At 71.8% G+C, this 15,910-nt stretch carries 12 protein-coding genes; 7 read left to right on the forward strand and 5 right to left on the reverse strand.

The genetic code is table 11. The features are described from left to right. Positions 1-194 precede the first annotated feature (194 nt). Entirely contained in the window at positions 195-3,197 is a 3,003-nt protein-coding gene (locus tag ACFWRV_RS20560; RefSeq protein ID WP_384336509.1) for a family 16 glycoside hydrolase, read from the forward strand. A 254-nt stretch (positions 3,198-3,451) separates the two neighbouring features. Here ACFWRV_RS20560 and ACFWRV_RS20565 read toward each other — a convergent pair whose 3' ends face one another. After that, positions 3,452-4,036 carry a DUF998 domain-containing protein gene (locus tag ACFWRV_RS20565; protein WP_384336511.1) on the reverse strand — a complete coding sequence of 195 codons (585 nt, stop codon included), beginning with the start codon at positions 4,034-4,036 and terminating at the stop codon, positions 3,452-3,454. A gap of 165 nt (positions 4,037-4,201) precedes the next feature. On the opposite strand from ACFWRV_RS20565, the gene ACFWRV_RS20570 reads away from it, so the two are divergent. After that, positions 4,202-5,287: a DNA glycosylase AlkZ-like family protein gene (locus ACFWRV_RS20570; protein WP_384336513.1), complete on the forward strand. Its 1,086-nt coding sequence runs from the start codon at positions 4,202-4,204 to the stop codon at positions 5,285-5,287. A gap of 25 nt (positions 5,288-5,312) precedes the next feature. Here the strand turns inward: ACFWRV_RS20570 and ACFWRV_RS20575 are convergent, their stop codons facing one another. Beyond that, positions 5,313-6,107 carry an alpha/beta fold hydrolase gene (locus ACFWRV_RS20575; RefSeq protein ID WP_384336515.1) on the reverse strand — a complete coding sequence of 265 codons (795 nt, stop codon included), beginning with the start codon at positions 6,105-6,107 and terminating at the stop codon, positions 5,313-5,315. 125 nt (positions 6,108-6,232) lie between these two features. Next, a complete protein-coding gene (locus ACFWRV_RS20580; RefSeq protein WP_384336517.1) occupies positions 6,233-6,961 on the reverse strand; it encodes a TetR/AcrR family transcriptional regulator in 729 nt (242 codons plus the stop codon). Between the two features lie 156 nt (positions 6,962-7,117). Here ACFWRV_RS20580 and ACFWRV_RS20585 point away from each other — a divergent pair, with 156 nt between their 5' ends. The 5 genes from ACFWRV_RS20585 to ACFWRV_RS20605 all read left to right on the forward strand — a co-directional run bounded on the left by ACFWRV_RS20585 (position 7,118) and on the right by ACFWRV_RS20605 (position 13,813). Further along, positions 7,118-8,326, forward strand: coding sequence for a saccharopine dehydrogenase family protein (locus ACFWRV_RS20585; RefSeq protein ID WP_384336519.1), 1,209 nt, complete (start codon positions 7,118-7,120; stop codon positions 8,324-8,326). A 146-nt stretch (positions 8,327-8,472) separates the two neighbouring features. Beyond that, complete coding sequence (locus tag ACFWRV_RS20590) at positions 8,473-8,880, forward strand: YciI family protein (RefSeq protein WP_384336521.1); 408 nt, start codon at positions 8,473-8,475, stop codon at positions 8,878-8,880. Positions 8,881-8,887: 7 nt separating this feature from the next. Then, on the forward strand, positions 8,888-10,033 hold the full coding sequence (locus tag ACFWRV_RS20595; protein ID WP_384336523.1) for an RNA polymerase sigma factor: 1,146 nt from the start codon (positions 8,888-8,890) through the stop codon (positions 10,031-10,033). A gap of 415 nt (positions 10,034-10,448) precedes the next feature. Beyond that, positions 10,449-12,377 carry an HtaA domain-containing protein gene (locus ACFWRV_RS20600; RefSeq protein WP_384336525.1) on the forward strand — a complete coding sequence of 643 codons (1,929 nt, stop codon included), beginning with the start codon at positions 10,449-10,451 and terminating at the stop codon, positions 12,375-12,377. Between the two features lie 296 nt (positions 12,378-12,673). Then, positions 12,674-13,813, forward strand: a complete 1,140-nt coding sequence (locus ACFWRV_RS20605; RefSeq protein WP_384336527.1) for a PQQ-dependent sugar dehydrogenase — start codon at positions 12,674-12,676, stop codon at positions 13,811-13,813. Positions 13,814-13,862: 49 nt separating this feature from the next. On the opposite strand, the gene ACFWRV_RS20610 is transcribed toward ACFWRV_RS20605, so the two are convergent. Together ACFWRV_RS20610 and ACFWRV_RS20615 are read right to left on the reverse strand one after the other, a co-directional pair. Beyond that, positions 13,863-14,453: a helix-turn-helix domain-containing protein gene (locus ACFWRV_RS20610; protein WP_384336529.1), complete on the reverse strand. Its 591-nt coding sequence runs from the start codon at positions 14,451-14,453 to the stop codon at positions 13,863-13,865. Positions 14,454-14,572: 119 nt separating this feature from the next. Then, positions 14,573-15,829, reverse strand: coding sequence for an MFS transporter (locus ACFWRV_RS20615; RefSeq protein ID WP_384336531.1), 1,257 nt, complete (start codon positions 15,827-15,829; stop codon positions 14,573-14,575). Between the last annotated feature and the right edge of the window lie 81 nt (positions 15,830-15,910).

Below are 15,910 nucleotides of genomic sequence, written 5' to 3' on the forward strand. Positions count from 1 at the left end.
GAACTTTGAACACTGTGGTGACGAAGTATGGACGCCGCCGGGAGAAGCCTCCTACTGTTCTCGGCGCAGCCACCGGAGCCGCTGTCCGGACCGAGGGCTGCTCGACCGCACGAGCCGAACGTTCACCCCCGGGCGCCGGGTGGCCCCACCCACCGCCGCGACGCGCCCCTCGCTGCGAGGGGCCAGGAGGAAGAATGCATCCACGGCCGCTCCACCGTTGCCGCAGACATCTCACCGGTCTGCTGGTCTCCGCCTTTCTCGTCGGCGCCTTCTCGGCCTCGCCGGCCACCGCCGCGCCGGCGCCGAGACCGCAGGACGAACTCCCCCCGCAGGAGCCGGGCGTCACCCTGCGCGTCTTCGACGTGCAGGTTCCCCTCGACGAGTTGTGCGACATCAAGACCGGACAGACCCCGAACGTCGACAAGTTGATGCCCGCCATCGACTGGAGCTCGACGGACGACTTCGGCTTCGGCGACCACTTCGTCTCCGAGGTCACCGCCAACCTCACCGTTCCCGAGGACGGTGCGTACGCCTTCCGGCTGACCAGCGACGACGGTTCGCGGCTGCGGATCAACGACTCCACCGTCATCGATCACGACGGGCTGCACGGCGCGGAGCCCAAGGACGGGTCGGTCGAGCTGACGCAAGGTCCCCATGCGCTGCGGATCGACCACTTCGACCGCACCGGCGGCCAGCAGGTCACCCTGGAGTGGAAGCCGCCCGGCGCCGGGGACTTCGCCGTCGTGCCGAACTCCGTGCTGAGCACCGACGCCGACGTCGTACGGGTGACGGCGCCGGGCCGCAAGGAGTGCGAGGGCGCCCTCGACTCCCCCGGCGACGGACTGCCCCTGACCGGGACGCACCCGGACTACGCGCTCACCGATCTGCGCCCCGCGGGCTTCGAACCGCAGGTCACCGCGATGGACTGGCTGCCCGACGGCCGGCTCGCCGTGACCACCTGGGGCGGCACGGACAACACGACCGGCGAGGTCTACCTCCTCGACAACGTCCAGGGCGAGACCGATCCGGAGAAGGTGACCGCCAAGAAGGTGGCCGACGGGCTCAAGGAGCCCATGGGCATCAAGGCGGTCGACGGCAAGCTGTACGTGTCCCAGAAGCACGAACTCACCGAGCTGACCGACGCCGACGGCGACGACGTGACCGATGAACGGCGGACGGTGGCGACCTGGCCGTACGGCGGGAACTTCCACGAGTTCGCCTTCGGCCTGCTCTACCGGGACGGCTACTTCTACCTGAACCTGTCCGTGGCGATCGACCTGGGCGGGGCGACGACCGACCCGCAGCCCGCACCGGACCGCGGGTCCACCATCAAGGTGAACAAGGAGACCGGGAAGGTCGACTACATCGCCGGGGGCCTGCGTACGCCCAACGGCATCGGCTGGGGCCCCGAGGGTGACATGTTCGTCCTCGACAACCAGGGCGGCTGGCTGCCGTCCTCGAAGCTGGTCCACATCAAGCAGGACCGCTTCTTCAACCACTACACCAATCCGTCGGGCCCCTTCGACGCGCAGCCGGTCACCAAGCCGGTGCTGTGGCTGCCGCAGAACGAGATAGCCAACTCTCCCAGCACACCTCTGCAGTTGACCGAGGGACGGTTCGCCGGGCAGATGCTGTTCGGGGATGTCACGTACGGCGGCATCCAGCGCGCGTATCTGGAGAAGGTCGACGGCGAGTACCAGGGGGCGGTCTTCCGCTTCACGCAGGGCCTGGAGGCGGGCGTCAACCGGATCAGCATGGGGCCGGACGGCGCGATCTACGCCGGCGGCCTCGGCGCGGGCGGCAACTGGGGCCAGGAGGGCAAGCTGACCTACGGGCTCCAGAAGCTCTCCCCCAGCGGTGACAAGGCCTTCGACATGCTGGCCATGCGCGCCAAGCCGGGCGGTTTCGAACTGGAGTACACCGAGCCGATCTCCGAGGAGACGGCGGCGAAGCTCGCCGAGAGCTACCGGGTCGAGCAGTGGACGTACGCCCCGACCCCGGCCTACGGCGGCCCGAAGATCGACGAGGAATCCCTCGATGTCGGCGAGGCCACCCTCTCCGAGGACCGCAAGAAGGTCACGCTGACCATCCCCGGGCTCAAGGCGAACCGTGTGGTCCACCTCCGCTCGCCGCGCCCCTTCAGCTCCGCCGACGGCACGGAGCTGTGGAACACGGAAGCCTGGTACACCCTCAACTCGATGCCCGGCGACCAGCCCCCGGCCACCCAGTACGAGGCGGAGGAGGCCACCCTCACCGGGGGCGCGGGCTTCGACACCGAGCACGTGGGCTACTCGGGCGGCGGTTTCGTCGACAACTTCGGCGAGGAGGGCGCGGCGGTCACGTTCGACGTGGAGGCCGGGAAGGCGGGCCCGCACGACGTGGGCCTGCGCTACTCCAACGGGCCGGATCCGGCGCCCGGCACCAAGACGGTGAGCGTCCACGTCAACGGCGAGAAGGTCCGCCAGACCGAGCTGCTCTCCACCACCGACTGGAAGACCTGGTCGACGGGGACGGAACAGCTGGAGCTGCGCGAGGGCCGCAACACGATCACGTACTCCTACTACAGCGGAGACACCGGTCATGTGAACCTGGACATGATCACCGTTCATCCGAAGGGCGCCCGCGTCCAGCTCTTCGACGGCACGGACCAGGCGGCCTGGCAGCACCCGGACGGCCGCACGCCCGAATGGCCGGTGAGCGGCGGGGAGATGGAGGTCGCCGGCGGGGACCTGCGGACCAAGCAGGGCTTCGAGGACTTCCGCGCGCACGTGGAGTTCCGGCTGCCGAACCTCCCGCCGGACGTGACCGGCCAGGACCGTGCCAACAGCGGTGTGTACCTGCAGGATCGGTACGAGGTGCAGATCCTGGACTCGTTCGGTGACACCACGCCCGCCGACAACGAGGCCGGGGCGATCTACACGAAGAAGGCCCCGGACGTGAACGCTGCCACGGCCCCGGAGACCTGGCAGACGTACGACATCACCTTCCGCGCCGCCCGCTTCGACGCCTCGGGGGCGAAGACGGAGGACGCCCGGGTCACCGTGGTGTGGAACGGCGTCACCGTCCACGACGACGTGGCGATCGACGGCGCGACCGGCGGCGGAGCGGCCGAGGGTCCGACGGCCGGGGCGATCAGGCTTCAGGACCACGGAAGCAAGATCCGCTTTCGCAATGTGTGGGTCGAGCCGCTGACCTAGGGCCGCCCGACGCGCAGGTTCCGGGGTGGCAGCGTCCGGCTGTCGCCCCGGAACCGTACGACGACGAGAGCACCGACACGGATCGGTCCCGGGTGTCTCCGCCCACCACGCGAGCCCCGCCCGCCCTGCCCCACCGGGTGGATCCCCGGCAGGGTCTGAGGGACGGCGATTACGCGGTCCTCGACACCTGGCTTGGCTGCCCCGTGGTCGCGAAGCGTCTCCCGTCCCCCGCCCGGGCTTCGTCCCGAAGCCGGTCAGGCCGCGCTTCTCCGGCAGGAGAGGACCACCAGGAACGGCCACAGGGCCTGCAGGAACGTCACGACGCGTTCGGCGACGCCGGGGGCTCTGCCGGTCTGCAGCTCCGCCAGGAACCACAGAGCGCTCGCGAACATCAACGCGCTCGCGGCAAGCGACACATCGAGTCTCAGCCCCCACGGCGCCGGTCCGCGGCCCCGGACGGCGGCCAGAGGCGGCCACGCGGCCAGCAGCACCAGGCCCGCGGTGGCCACCGCCCCGTGCTCCAGCGCCCCGCCGCTGTTCGGGACCGGCACCAAGGTCAGGGCCAGTGCGGAGAGTCCGCCGCCGGCCAGCGCCACCCGCCCCGCGAGCGCCGCCTGCCGGAGCACGTGCGCCGTCAACACGTAACTCGTTCCCAGCACGAGCAGCGTCCCCGTCATCAGCCAGTAACTGGTGGCGCCGTAGGAGGCCAGCACGCTCAGGGTCTGCGACGCGGGGTCGTACGCCGGTCCTTGGCGCTGCTGAGCAATCATCCAGGAGCCGACCAGGAGGAAGGGGGCACATCCGGAGGAGACCAAGGCCCACCAGGGAGCAGATCGCATCGAGTCAGCATAAATGTGGGTATCTTGCTATCTGCTGATCTCCGCTTCTCCGGCCGACCGCGCCGTCGGCCGCCTGTGCGGTCTGCGCGTCGCGGCCGGCCCCGGGGGCGGCGGGCGGGGAGCCGCCGGGGGTAGCGTCGGAACCCCGTGGTGAGGAGGCAGCAGTTGAACGGCACCGCCCGGATCGATGTGAGCCGCGAGCAGGTCCTGCGCTACCGCGTGGCGGCCCACGGGTTCGACCGCGCATCCCGCGCGCCCGAGGTCCTGGCCCTGGGCGTCCAGGACACTCCGTACGGCTCCGCCCCGGTGGCGCTCGCCGCGAGGGGCGCCTCCTCCGGTGGCCTGGAGCGCGTCTGGTCCATGCGCGGCGCGCCGCATCTGCACCGGCGTGCGGAGCTGGCGACGCTGGCCCGGGCCCTGTGGCCGCTCGACGACGCCGACGCCACCGCCCGGATCAGCACCTCGGCGATCAAGGAGGGGGCGAAGCTCGGGCTGGCGGCCTACCGCGTCACGGCGGAGGCCTTTCGCCGGACGGTCGTCGAGCCGATGGGGAAGGGCGTGGTCAGCACGGCGGTGAGTGCGGCGGTGCCGGAGTCGCTGACGTACTGGTGCGCCCCGTGCGGGGCTCGACACATCTCCGGTCTGCTGTTCCAGCAGGCCGGGCTCTTCGGGTCGGTGCGGGTCGGCACGGACCGGGGGAAGACGGTTCTCTCGCCGCTCGGCTCCCCGTTCCCGGTGCCGGACGCGGCGGCGGGGACGGGGGACCTCATCGGCGCCTGTCTGCGCTTCCTCGGTCCGGCCGGCCGCGCCGAGGTGGCCGCGTTCCTCGGGACACGGCCGACCGCGATCCGGTCGGCATGGCCGGACGGGCTCGTCGAGGTCGCGGTGGACGGTGTGCCGGCCTGGCTCCCGGAGTCCGAGGCGGACGCGTTGCGCGGGGCGCCGCGCACCGATGCCGTACGGCTGCTCCCGCCGGGCGATCCCTACCTCCAGGCGGGGGACCGCTCGCTGTTGCTGCCCGAGAGGGCCCGGCAGAAGGAGCTGTGGCGGGCCGTCGGCGGGCCGGGGGCCGTGCTCGCCGGTTCGGAGATCGTCGGCACGTGGCGTGTTCGGGGCTCGGGTCGGCGCGCGGAGGTGACGGTCACGGGGTTCGGAGCGTTGTCGGCCGCGGTGCGCGGGGCCCTGGAGGCCGAGGCGCAGACCGTGGCCGGGGCCCGTGGGGCCGAGGAGGGCATCGTCCGGTTCGCATGACCGGCTGGGGAGCGGGGGCCGGCGTTCAGCGGTCGGTTCCGGCTTTCGCCCGCCGGATGGGCATCATCGTCTCCGCCGCCTCCTGCGCGAGGTGGTCGAGGATCAACCGGTTGACGAGAGCCGCTTTTTCCAGGGGGACCAGGTGGGAAGCCCCGGGGACGACGGCCAGTTCGGCGTCCGGGATCGCGCGGTACAGGGCGGTCGTGTGCTCCAGCGTCATCAGGTCGTCGTCGCCGACCATGACGAGGGTGGGCGCCTGGACGCGGCCAAGATCCTCGGTCGTCAGCGTCGGCTGGGTGCGCCACATGTCGATCACCTTCGCGGCCGCCACCGGCCAGTGGTCCGGTCCGTCCGGTGCCACGGGTTCGTACAGCTCCCGGAAGAAGGCCAGATCGGGCCCGGTGGGCGTCATCGTGTCGAGCATCGACGGGTCGGTGAAGCACTCGGGGCCCGGGCGGAAGTTGGCCCCGACGGCGACGACCTTGCGGACGAGGTCGGGCCGGCCCATGGCGACGAGCAACGCCACCACTCCCCCGTCGCTCCAGCCCACCAGGTGTGCCGGTTCCTGGACGACCGTCTCCAGGAAGGCCACGGTGTCGTCGGCCATGTCCTGGTACGTCAGCGGCCCCGCGACGTCGGCCGTGTGCCCGTGGGCGCGCCGTTCCGGCAAGTGCACGCGGTAGGCGGCGGCGAGGTCGGCGCGCTGGGCGCCCCACGTGTCGTTGGTGCAGAAGCCGCCGTGCAGCAGGACCAGCGGATCGCCGGCCCCCTCGGTCTCGTACCAGGTCCTGACGCCGGGCAGATCCGCGTACTCACCCATCGTCCAGGCCTCCCGGGGCTGTCGTCGTCTCCGTCTGCGGCCAGTCTGCTCGGTGGCATCCGGGGCCGCCACACGAGCCGGCACGGCCCCGGCGGGAGGGCGCGGGCGGAGGGTGACCCGGGGCGTCAGACGTCGCCCGGGTCGCTCCCGCCCCGCACGCGCCGGACGCTCGCCTCCGCGCTGTCGAGCAGCATCTCCAGTGCCGTGGGGTAGGCGCTGTTGTTCATCCTCGCGACCAGCAGCGGCGCGAGGGCGGCGATGTTGGGGTGGGTGCTCGCGGGCAGCCGGGCGTAGGTGGCGCGCCAGACCTGCTCGTCGGCGGCCCGTGCCGCTTCGGGCAGGGCGAGGCTCGCGGCGTCCAGTGCGGCGAACGCGAGTGCCTGGTCGACGAACGCCTGGTAGATGCGTACGACGTCCGGGGCGGGCAGTCCGGTCGACCGCAGGATGCCGAGGACCGCCTCGTCGCCGGCGATCTCGTTGGCACGGCCGCTGACCCGGCTGGCGGTCAGCACCGCGGCCTCCGGGTGGGCCAGGTAGGCGGTGTGGATGCGCAGACCGACCTCGCGCAGGTCCTTCCGCCACTGTCCGGCGGGCCGCCAGCCGCGCATCGCGCGTCCGATCAGTTCGTCGGCGATGGCCAGGGTCAGGTCGTCGATGCCGTGGAAGTAGCGGTAGAGCGTGCTCGGGTCGGCTCCGAGCGCCACGCCCAGGCGTCGCACGGTCAGTCCGTCCCTGCCGTGTTCGTGGAGCATGCGCAGCGCCGTCTCCACGATCAGGCGCTGGGTGACCACCACGCCCTGCCGGGTCGGCCGCCTGCGCCGCCGCCCGTCCTCCGGGACCACTTCCTTCGCCATCGGAGCCTCCTCTTCCGTTCCGGCCCGGACGCGGGTCCGTCGGGACCCGCACCTTACGCCAACAGCGTTGACGTTGCTCAAGGGCGGCCCTTTCATGGACGAATCCAAGGGCACCGGCCGGCACGGCCCAGCTCATCGACGAAAGGCATATCCGTCATGCGCGTACTGCTCGTCGGCGCAGGTGGCGTGGGTACGGCGATCACCAGGATCGCCGCCCGCCGCTCCTTCTTCGACCACATGGTCGTCACCGACTACGACCTCTCCCGGGCCGAGGCGGCCGTGACCGCGCTCGGTGCGGACGGGGACAGGTTCACCGCGCTGCGTGTCGACGCCTCGGATCGGGCGGCGGTCACCGCGCTGATCGCCGAGCAGCGGTGCGACATCCTCGTGAACGCCACCGACCCCCGGTTCGTGATGCCGTTGTTCGACGCGGCGCTGGCCGCCGGGGTCGACTATCTGGACATGGCCATGTCCTTGTCCTCCCCGCATCCGGAGCGCCCGTACGAGGAGTGCGGGGTCAAGCTCGGCGACGGGCAGTTCGAGCGGGCCGCGGCGTGGGAGGAGGCAGGGCGGCTCGCCCTTGTCGGGGTGGGCGTCGAGCCGGGGCTCTCCGACGTCTTCGCCCGTTACGCGGCGGACGAACTGTTCGACGAGATCGAGGAGATCGGCGTCCGGGACGGCGCGAATCTCACCGTCGAGGGCTACGACTTCGCCCCGTCGTTCTCGATCTGGACCACCATCGAGGAGTGCCTGAACCCGCCGGTGGTCTGGGAGAAGGACCGGGGCTGGTTCACCACGGCCCCGTTCAGCGAGCCGGAGGTCTTCGCCTTCCCCGAGGGCATCGGTCCCGTCGAGTGCGTCAACGTCGAGCACGAGGAGGTCCTGCTGATCCCGCGCTGGGTGGAGTCCCGGCGCGTCACCTTCAAGTACGGGCTGGGCGACGAGTTCATCGAGACCCTCAAGACCCTGCACCGGCTCGGCCTCGACCGCACGGACAAGGTGACCGTGCCCGGCGGCGCCGTGTCCCCCCGCGACGTGGTCGCGGCCTGCCTGCCCGATCCGGCCTCCCTCGGCGAGCTGATGCGGGGCAAGACCTGTGCCGGCACCTGGGTGAAGGGCACCAAGGACGGCGCGCCCCGCGAGGTGTACCTCTACCACGTCGTCGACAACCAGTGGTCGATGGGTGAGTACGGCTCCCAGGCCGTGGTCTGGCAGACGGCGATCAACCCGGTGATCGCCCTGGAGCTCGTGGCGAACGGCGCCTGGAGCGGCACGGGGGTGCTCGGCGCCGAGGCCCTGCCCCCGCGCCCGTTCCTCGATCTGCTCATCGCGTACGGGTCCCCGTGGGGCCTGCGCGAGCAGTGACCGGGGGCTCGTTGGCAGCCCGCCGGAAAAGGTCGCCCGGAATAAGCCGCGAAGTTCTCGGGCGACGATGTCGAGAACCCGTATCCGGCTCCGTCCCCGTAGTGAGAGCGGCCACAATGGGCCGCACAGCACCGAGGAGTGACACCATGGCCAAGTACCTGCTGCTCAAGCACTACCGCGGAGCCCCCGTCGCGGTGAACGACGTACCGATGGACCGGTGGACGCCCGAGGAGATCTCGGCGCACATGAAGTACATGCAGGACTTCGCGGACCGGCTGGAGAAGACCGGGGAGTTCGTCGACGGTCAGGCGCTCGCCCCCGAGGGTTCGTGGGTCCGGTACGACGGTGAGGGCCGCCCGCCGGTCACCGACGGGCCGTTCGCCGAGACCAAGGACCTCATCGCGGGCTGGATGATCATCGACGTCGACAGCCACGACCGGGCCGTCGAGCTGGCCGGGGAGCTGTCCGCCGCTCCCGGGGCGGGCGGGAAGCCGATCCACGAGTGGCTGGAGGTGCGCCCGTTCCTGACCGCCCCGCCCACCGTCACGGAGTGACACCTCGATGAACGAGCTGCTCCTGCGGAGCCTCGTCCCGAGCGTGCTCGCCGTCCTCGTCCGCCGCGGAGCAGACTTCGCGGCGGCCGAGGACGCCGTGCAGGACGCCCTGGTCGATGCGGTCCGCGTATGGCCGGGCGACCGGCCGCGGGATCCGAAGGGCTGGCTGGTCACGGTCGCGTGGCGGCGGTTCCTGGACGCGACGCGGTCGGAGGCCGCCCGGCGGCGGCGCGAGGACCTCGTCGACGAGGAGCCCGCGCCCGGGCCCGCGTCCTCGGTGGACGACACGCTCCAGCTGTATTTCCTGTGCGCCCATCCGAAGCTGACGCCGTCGTCCGCCGTCGCGCTGACCCTCCGGGCCGTCGGCGGGCTCACGACCCGTCAGATCGCGCAGGCCTATCTGGTGCCCGAGGCCACGATGGCGCAGCGCATCAGCCGCGCGAAGCGCACCGTCTCCGGCGTCGGGTTCGAACAGCCCGGCGATGTCGCCACCGTGCTGCGCGTGCTGTATCTGGTCTTCAACGAGGGCTATTCCGGGGACGTCGACCTCGCCGCCGAGGCGATCCGGCTGACCCGGCAGCTCGCGGCGGCGATCGACCACCCGGAGGTGGCGGGGCTGCTCGCCCTGATGCTGCTCCACCATGCCCGGCGCGCGTCCCGGACCGCGCCGGACGGGAGCCTGGTGCCGCTCGCCGAGCAGGACCGGGGCCGCTGGGACACCGCGATGATCGCCGAGGGCGTCGGGGTCGTGCAGGCGGCTCTGGCCCGGGACCGGCTGGGCGAGTTCCAGGCCCAGGCGGCCATCGCGGCGCTCCACGCCGACGCGCGGGCCGCCGAGGAGACCGACTGGGTGCAGATCGTCGAGTGGTACGACGAGCTCGTGGGCCTGACGGACAGCCCGGTCGTCCGGCTCAACCGGGCGGTGGCGGTCGGCGAGGCCGACGGTCCGCGCGCCGGGCTGGCCGAACTCTCCGCGCTGAGCGACGCGTTGCCCCGCCGTACGGCGGTGGCGGCGTATCTCCACGAGCGGGACGGCGACCTGCCGACGGCGGCCCGGCTGTACGCGGAGGCCGCCCACAGGGCACCCACGCTCGCCGAGCGCGACCATCTGACCCGCCGGGCCGCGCGGCTCAACGCGGATCTTCGACGGTGAGGACCCGGCCGCGTCCGTAGCCCTGGGAGGCGGTGGGCCGGTCCGGCGTACGGCTCGGAGGCCGGGCCGAGGACCGGTCTGCCGCGCGGATCCCCGAACACGGCCAGGAACCACGGCCCGGTAGCCCGCTTCCAGGGGCTTCGCGCGGCTCCGGCGGACAGTGTCCCGGGCGCGCCCGGCGCACCGCCGTACTGGCAAAAACCACACGACGCGGGGCTCCGCCCGGCGACCCGTGCGGGCCGGGCAGACCTTCACCCCATGATGACATTTAGGTAAGCCTCACCTAACATACAACTGTCGTCTTCGGGTCCCCACACGCCAAGAAGCCGGTATCCCCCCTTCTTTCGTACGCCTCCCGGGCACGGCTCCGTAACCACGCGCGCCGTCCCTCTCCCCCGAAGGAGACATGCAGCGCATGTCCATGCCCCGCCACGGCCGCCTGGCCGCACTCGCCGCCCTGACCGTCGTCTCCGTGGGCGCCGGCGTCCTCGCCGCTCCCGCCTCCGCCGCGCCCTCGGTCCACGCCGCCGCGCGGACCGAGGCCGGCGGCACGACGTCGGCAGCCGCCCCGATCCTGGTGACCGGCCGGTCCTCCTGGGGCTTCAAGGACTCATGGGTCCGTTACGTCGGGATGTTCAAGGGCTCGGTGACCGCGGGCGGCGGCGCGACGGCGGACGCCGCCGGGAAGGTCGACTATCCCGTGAAGCACGGCTCGGTCGACCCGGCGGGGCGCTCCGCCGATGTGCGCTTCGGCGGCTCGGTGACCTACGCGATACCGAGCCACGGGATCACCGCCATCACCCTCGCGAACCCCCGTGTCGTCCTCAAGAACGGCCAGGGCACGCTCCACATGGACGTGACGACCGACCTCGTCGCCGGTGAGGACCCGGTCACCACGCCCGGCGTGCCGTTCGCCTCTCTCACGGCGGCCGCCGGCGCCCTCGACGGGGGCACCCTCGACTGGTCGGGCATCGCGGCGTCGCTCACCGACCAGGGCGCGGCGATCTTCGCCTTCCAGGGCCGGCCGATGTACCCGGCCGGCACGGCGCTGGACCCGCTCGCCGTCAGCGGCGGCGTCAGCGTCCCCACGCTGACGGTCAGCCAGGTCACCGGGCTGGGCGCGGAGACCCAGGTCACCGTCAGCGGCAAGGGCTACCAGCCCGGGCGCGGGGTGTACCTGGCCCAGTCCATCGCCCTGCCCGGCACCACATACCCCAGTGTCTTCGGCAACGCGGTGTACGTCCGCCAGGTCGGCGCGGAGGGCACCTTCAGCGTCACGGTGAAGCTCACCGAGACCTTCACCCCCTCCGGTGCCCCCGCCGTCGACTGCCGGACCACCGCCTGCTTCGTCACGAGCTTCAACTCGCACGACAGCGCCGACCCCACCTGGATGCCGTCCCGCGCCCAGGACGTGGCCCAGCCGCTCACGTTCGGTGTCGAGGTCCCCCCGGCCGCCGTGACCCAGCACCCCACGTCGCGTACGGCCCGCTCGGGCGCCGACGCCGTCTTCACCGCCACCGCGAGCGGCGCCGACTCGGTCCGCTGGGAGCGCAGCACCGACAAGGGCGCGACCTGGAGCACCGTCCCCGGGGCCACCTCCACCGCCCTGTCGGTGAAGGCGTCCGCCGCGCTGAACGCCTCCCGCTACCGCGCCGTCTTCGTCAACGCGTCCGGTGAGACGGCCACGTCGGCCGCGACGCTCACGGTGTCCGCCGTGCCCGCCCGGTTCGTCTCCTTCAACGCCTCGCCCGAGCCGGTCGGCAAGGGGAGCAAGCTGACGGTCGTCGGCACGCTCCAGACCGCCGGCTCCACGGACGACGTGTGGCGCCCGCTGGCCAAGGAGCCTGTGGTGGTCGAGTTCCGGGCGGAGGGCGCCAAGACCTGGAGCCGGGCCGCCTCGGTCACCACCGACAAGAAGGGCGTCGCCACGGCGTCGGTCACCGCCGTCAAGGACGGTGCCTGGCGCGCCCGTTACGCGGGAACCGCCGACCGGGCCGCGGCCGTGAGCTCCTCGGACAACGTGGACGTCAAGCTGCGCACGGCGGTCTCCGAGTTCAACGCCTCCCCGGAGCCGGTCCGCAAGGGGCGCACCATCACGGTCAAGGGCACGCTGCGCAGCCTGGACGGCACCTGGAAGAACACCTCCGGCCAGTCCGTGATCATCCTGTTCAAGGCCGACGGCTCCAGCAAGTGGAGCAAGCAGGCGACCGTGCGCACCAACAGCCACGGCGTGTTCTCCCAGGGGTTCACCGCCAAGAAGGACGGCACCTGGAAGGCGGAGTTCAAGGCCACCTCGTCCCGCCTGGGCACGCTCAGCTCCGGCGACCGGGTCGACGTGCGCTGACTCGGATCCCTGACCGCGGCCGCGGCCGGCGACAGGTCCGTTCCCGTCGGCTTCGGCACGCTCACCCCCGCTTCCTCTCCCCACGTCCGGGGAGAGGAGCGGGGGGTTGTTCAGGCCCCGCTGAAGAAGATGCCAGGACGCTGGTCTAGTCCAAGTCGCGTCCGTCCCCCTATCCTCACCTGTAGCCGGTGACCCACCCTTTCCCCCACCCAGGTTGCCTGCCGGCTCGTGCCCCCACTCAACTCCGCTCGAGCAGCCGGGTGATCTCCCCCCTTCGCCGCCTCCAGGAGGCCACGGTGAAATTTCGCACCAGAAGCTCGGCGATCATCGGCACGCTCTGCCTCGTCACGTCCCTGGCCTTGGCCACGGCGTCGGCCCACGAGCCCGCCACGACCCCGGTCAAACCGGTGAACGCCTCCCTGACCGAAGTGGCCAGGGCCCAGGGGCCGTCCGCCGGAGCGGCCGGACCCGATGACACGCTGTGGATCGCCGAACGCGCGGGCACCGTAAGGGTCCTGGACGGTTCGGGGCTCGGCGCGCCCGTCCTCGACATATCCGACGAGACCACCACCGACGGCGAACGCGGCCTGCTGGGCGTCGCGTTCGACAGGACGTTCGCGCACTTCTACATCTCGTTCACCGACCTCGAAGGCACCAGCACGATCGACGAGTTCGCGGTGGAGAACGGTCAACTCCAGCCGGATTCACAGCGTACGGTCCTCACCCAGACGCAGCCGTACGCGAACCACAACGGCGGGGACATCAAGTTCGGCCCCGACGGCTACCTGTACATCGCCTTCGGGGACGGCGGCTCGGGCGGCGACCCGCAGGGCAACGGGCAGAAGCTCGACACCCTGCTCGGCAAGCTGCTGCGGATCGACCCGAGCAGCGGCGAGCCGTACGCGATCCCGGCGGACAACCCGTTCGTGGCCGACGCGAACGCGAAGGACGAGATCTGGGCGTACGGGCTGCGCAATCCGTGGCGGTTCTCCTTCGACGCGGGCACGGGCGACCTCTTGATCGGCGATGTCGGCCAGAGCGACTGGGAGGAGATCGACTGGGCCCCGGCGGACAGCGAGGGCGGCGAGAACTACGGCTGGTCCTCCATGGAGGGCACGCATCCCTTCCGGGGCGGCACGGAGCCCGCGAACCACGTCCCGCCGGTGTACGAGTACGACCGTACGGGCCTGGGCTGCTCGGTGACCGGCGGATTCGTCTACCGCGGCGAGGCGCTCCCGGACCTTCAGGGGAGCTATGTGTTCAGCGACTACTGCGACGGCACCCTGCGCACGCTCCAGCTGGAGGGCGGCGAGGTGACCGGCGTGGGCGACCTCGGCGTCAGCGGCGGCGAGGTCATCTCCTTCGTGGAGGGCGGTGACGGCGAGCTGTACGTGCTCGGCAGCAACGGCGTCGTCTCCCGCGTCGACCCCGCGTGAGCCGCTGAACGCGCGGGAGCCGCGCGGACCGATGGAGGGGGCCCGCCGATCATGATGATCGGCGGGCCTCCTCCGCACCTTCTCCCCGCTGGTGGCCGCGGCGGGCGTCCCGGTCGAAGATGCCCAGCAGCTCGCACGGCCCGCCCTCGGCGCCGATCGCGTGCGGGAGCATCGTCGGGAACTCCGCCGCCTGGTTCGTCTCGATCCGCAGGCGCCGGTTGCCCAGGAGCAGGATCGCGGTGCCGGAGAGCACGACGAGCCACTCCCGGCCCGGGTGCGCGCGCAGGCGCGCGGGGTTGTCGGGCGGCGGGTCGGTCATGCGCTGGCGGATGACCGTCATGCCGGGTTCGGCTTTGATGGGCCACCGCATCTGACCGTGGGCTCCGTCGATCATCGGGTTGGAGACGACGTCGTCGGAGGCGGTCTCGACCAGCTGGTCGAGTGAGGTGTCCAGGGCGCGGGCGAGGGTGACCAGCTGGTCCAGGGCCAGGCGGCGGCGGCCGTTCTCGATGCGGCTGAGCGTGGACTGGCTGACCTTCGCGCGGGCGGCCAGCTCCTCCAGGGACCAGCCCTGGGCCACCCGCAGGGCACGGATGCGCTTGCGCACCAGGCTGTCCAGCTCACCATCTTCTTGCGTCATAGGCATGATCGTATGCCATAGAGGCAAGTCGCGCTCAGCGTCGTTCGTGTTCGGCCCCGGAAGCGGGGGCTGGCGATGACGCCCTCCACCGGAGCCATCACCGGTGCGCTCCCCCTGTTTCAGGCCGCAGCCATGGCCGGAGCCTCCGGACCGCCGGTACGGGAGCGGTCCCGGCGCCCGTCCTCGCGCGGCAGCAGCCACGGCGTCGCGAGGAGCAGTACGCCCGCGATGCCGATCGCGACGCGCGCGTCGGTGAGGGCGGCCAGGACGCCCCACAGGGCGGTCAGCGCCGCGATGGCCCCGACGCCGGTCACCTGCCAGGCCGTCAGAACCCGCCCGACCCGCTCGGCCGGCACCCGCTGGAGGCGCTCCGTCGCGAACAGCGGGTTGAACACGCCCATGCAGGTGATCAGGGCCAGCTCGACCGCGATGACCAGGAGCACCCCACCGGTCCCGGGCATCACGAAGAACAGCCCGACGGGCCACAGGGCGCGCAGCACCCCGGAGGTCCTCATCACGCGGAGCCGTCCGTAGCGGGCCTCCAGGCGTGGTGCGGCCTGGGCGCCGACGAACCCGCCGACGCAGGGCAGGCCGAACGCGAGACCGTACTGCCAGGCGGCCCAGCCCAGGTCGTCCAGCAGCAGGACGGCCATCAGCGGCTCGGTGGCCATGATCAGGGCGTTGACGGCCACGGTGTTCCAGAACAGGGGGCGCAGCCGCCGGTCCTCGTGGATGAACCTCCAGCCCTGGACCAGGTCCGCCGCCCGGAACTTCTCGGACGGGGCACGCTCGGCCGCGGCCTCCTTCTGCCGGATCGCGCCGATCCCGAGCGCGGAGAGCAGGAACCCGACGGCGTTCGCGATCACGGTGACGGCGGGCCCCAGAAGGCTGATCGCCGCGCCGCCGAGGGTCGGGCCGACCGCTGTGGCGGTCCAGGTGGTCGTCTCGAAACGGCCGTTGGCATGCAGCAACTGGTCCGGCCGCACGAGCTGCTTGAGATACGCGCCGGCCGCGGAGGTGAAGGCGATATTGGCCGCCGCGCCGATCACGGAGACCGTCAACAGCTGGGTGTAGGTCAGCGCGCCGGCGAAGTGGGCGAGGGGAATCGTCAGCAGGGCACCGAACCGTACGAGGTCGGTGACGACCATGACCGGCTTCTTCCGCCGGGCCTCGACCCAGGGGCCGAGCGGGAGCGCGAGGAGCGCCCCGGCCGCGAGACCGGCGGCCGCCAGCGCCGAGACCTCGGCCGGGCCGACGTGCAGGACCTGGATCGCGATCAGGGGGAACGCCCCGAATCCCAACCAGGTGCCCGCCGTGGAGGCGGCGAACGCCGCCCACAGCCATCCGAACGAGCGCCCCAGTTCTTGGCGTGCCATGAAAATGAACCTTCCGTCACAACCGATCGTTGACGGCAAGGATTCGACCAGCCGGGCATGCCCGTGATCCAACAACCGGGT

This window comes from Streptomyces sp. NPDC058576, assembly GCF_042718715.1.
Taxonomy (GTDB): Bacteria; Actinomycetota; Actinomycetes; order Streptomycetales; family Streptomycetaceae; genus Streptomyces.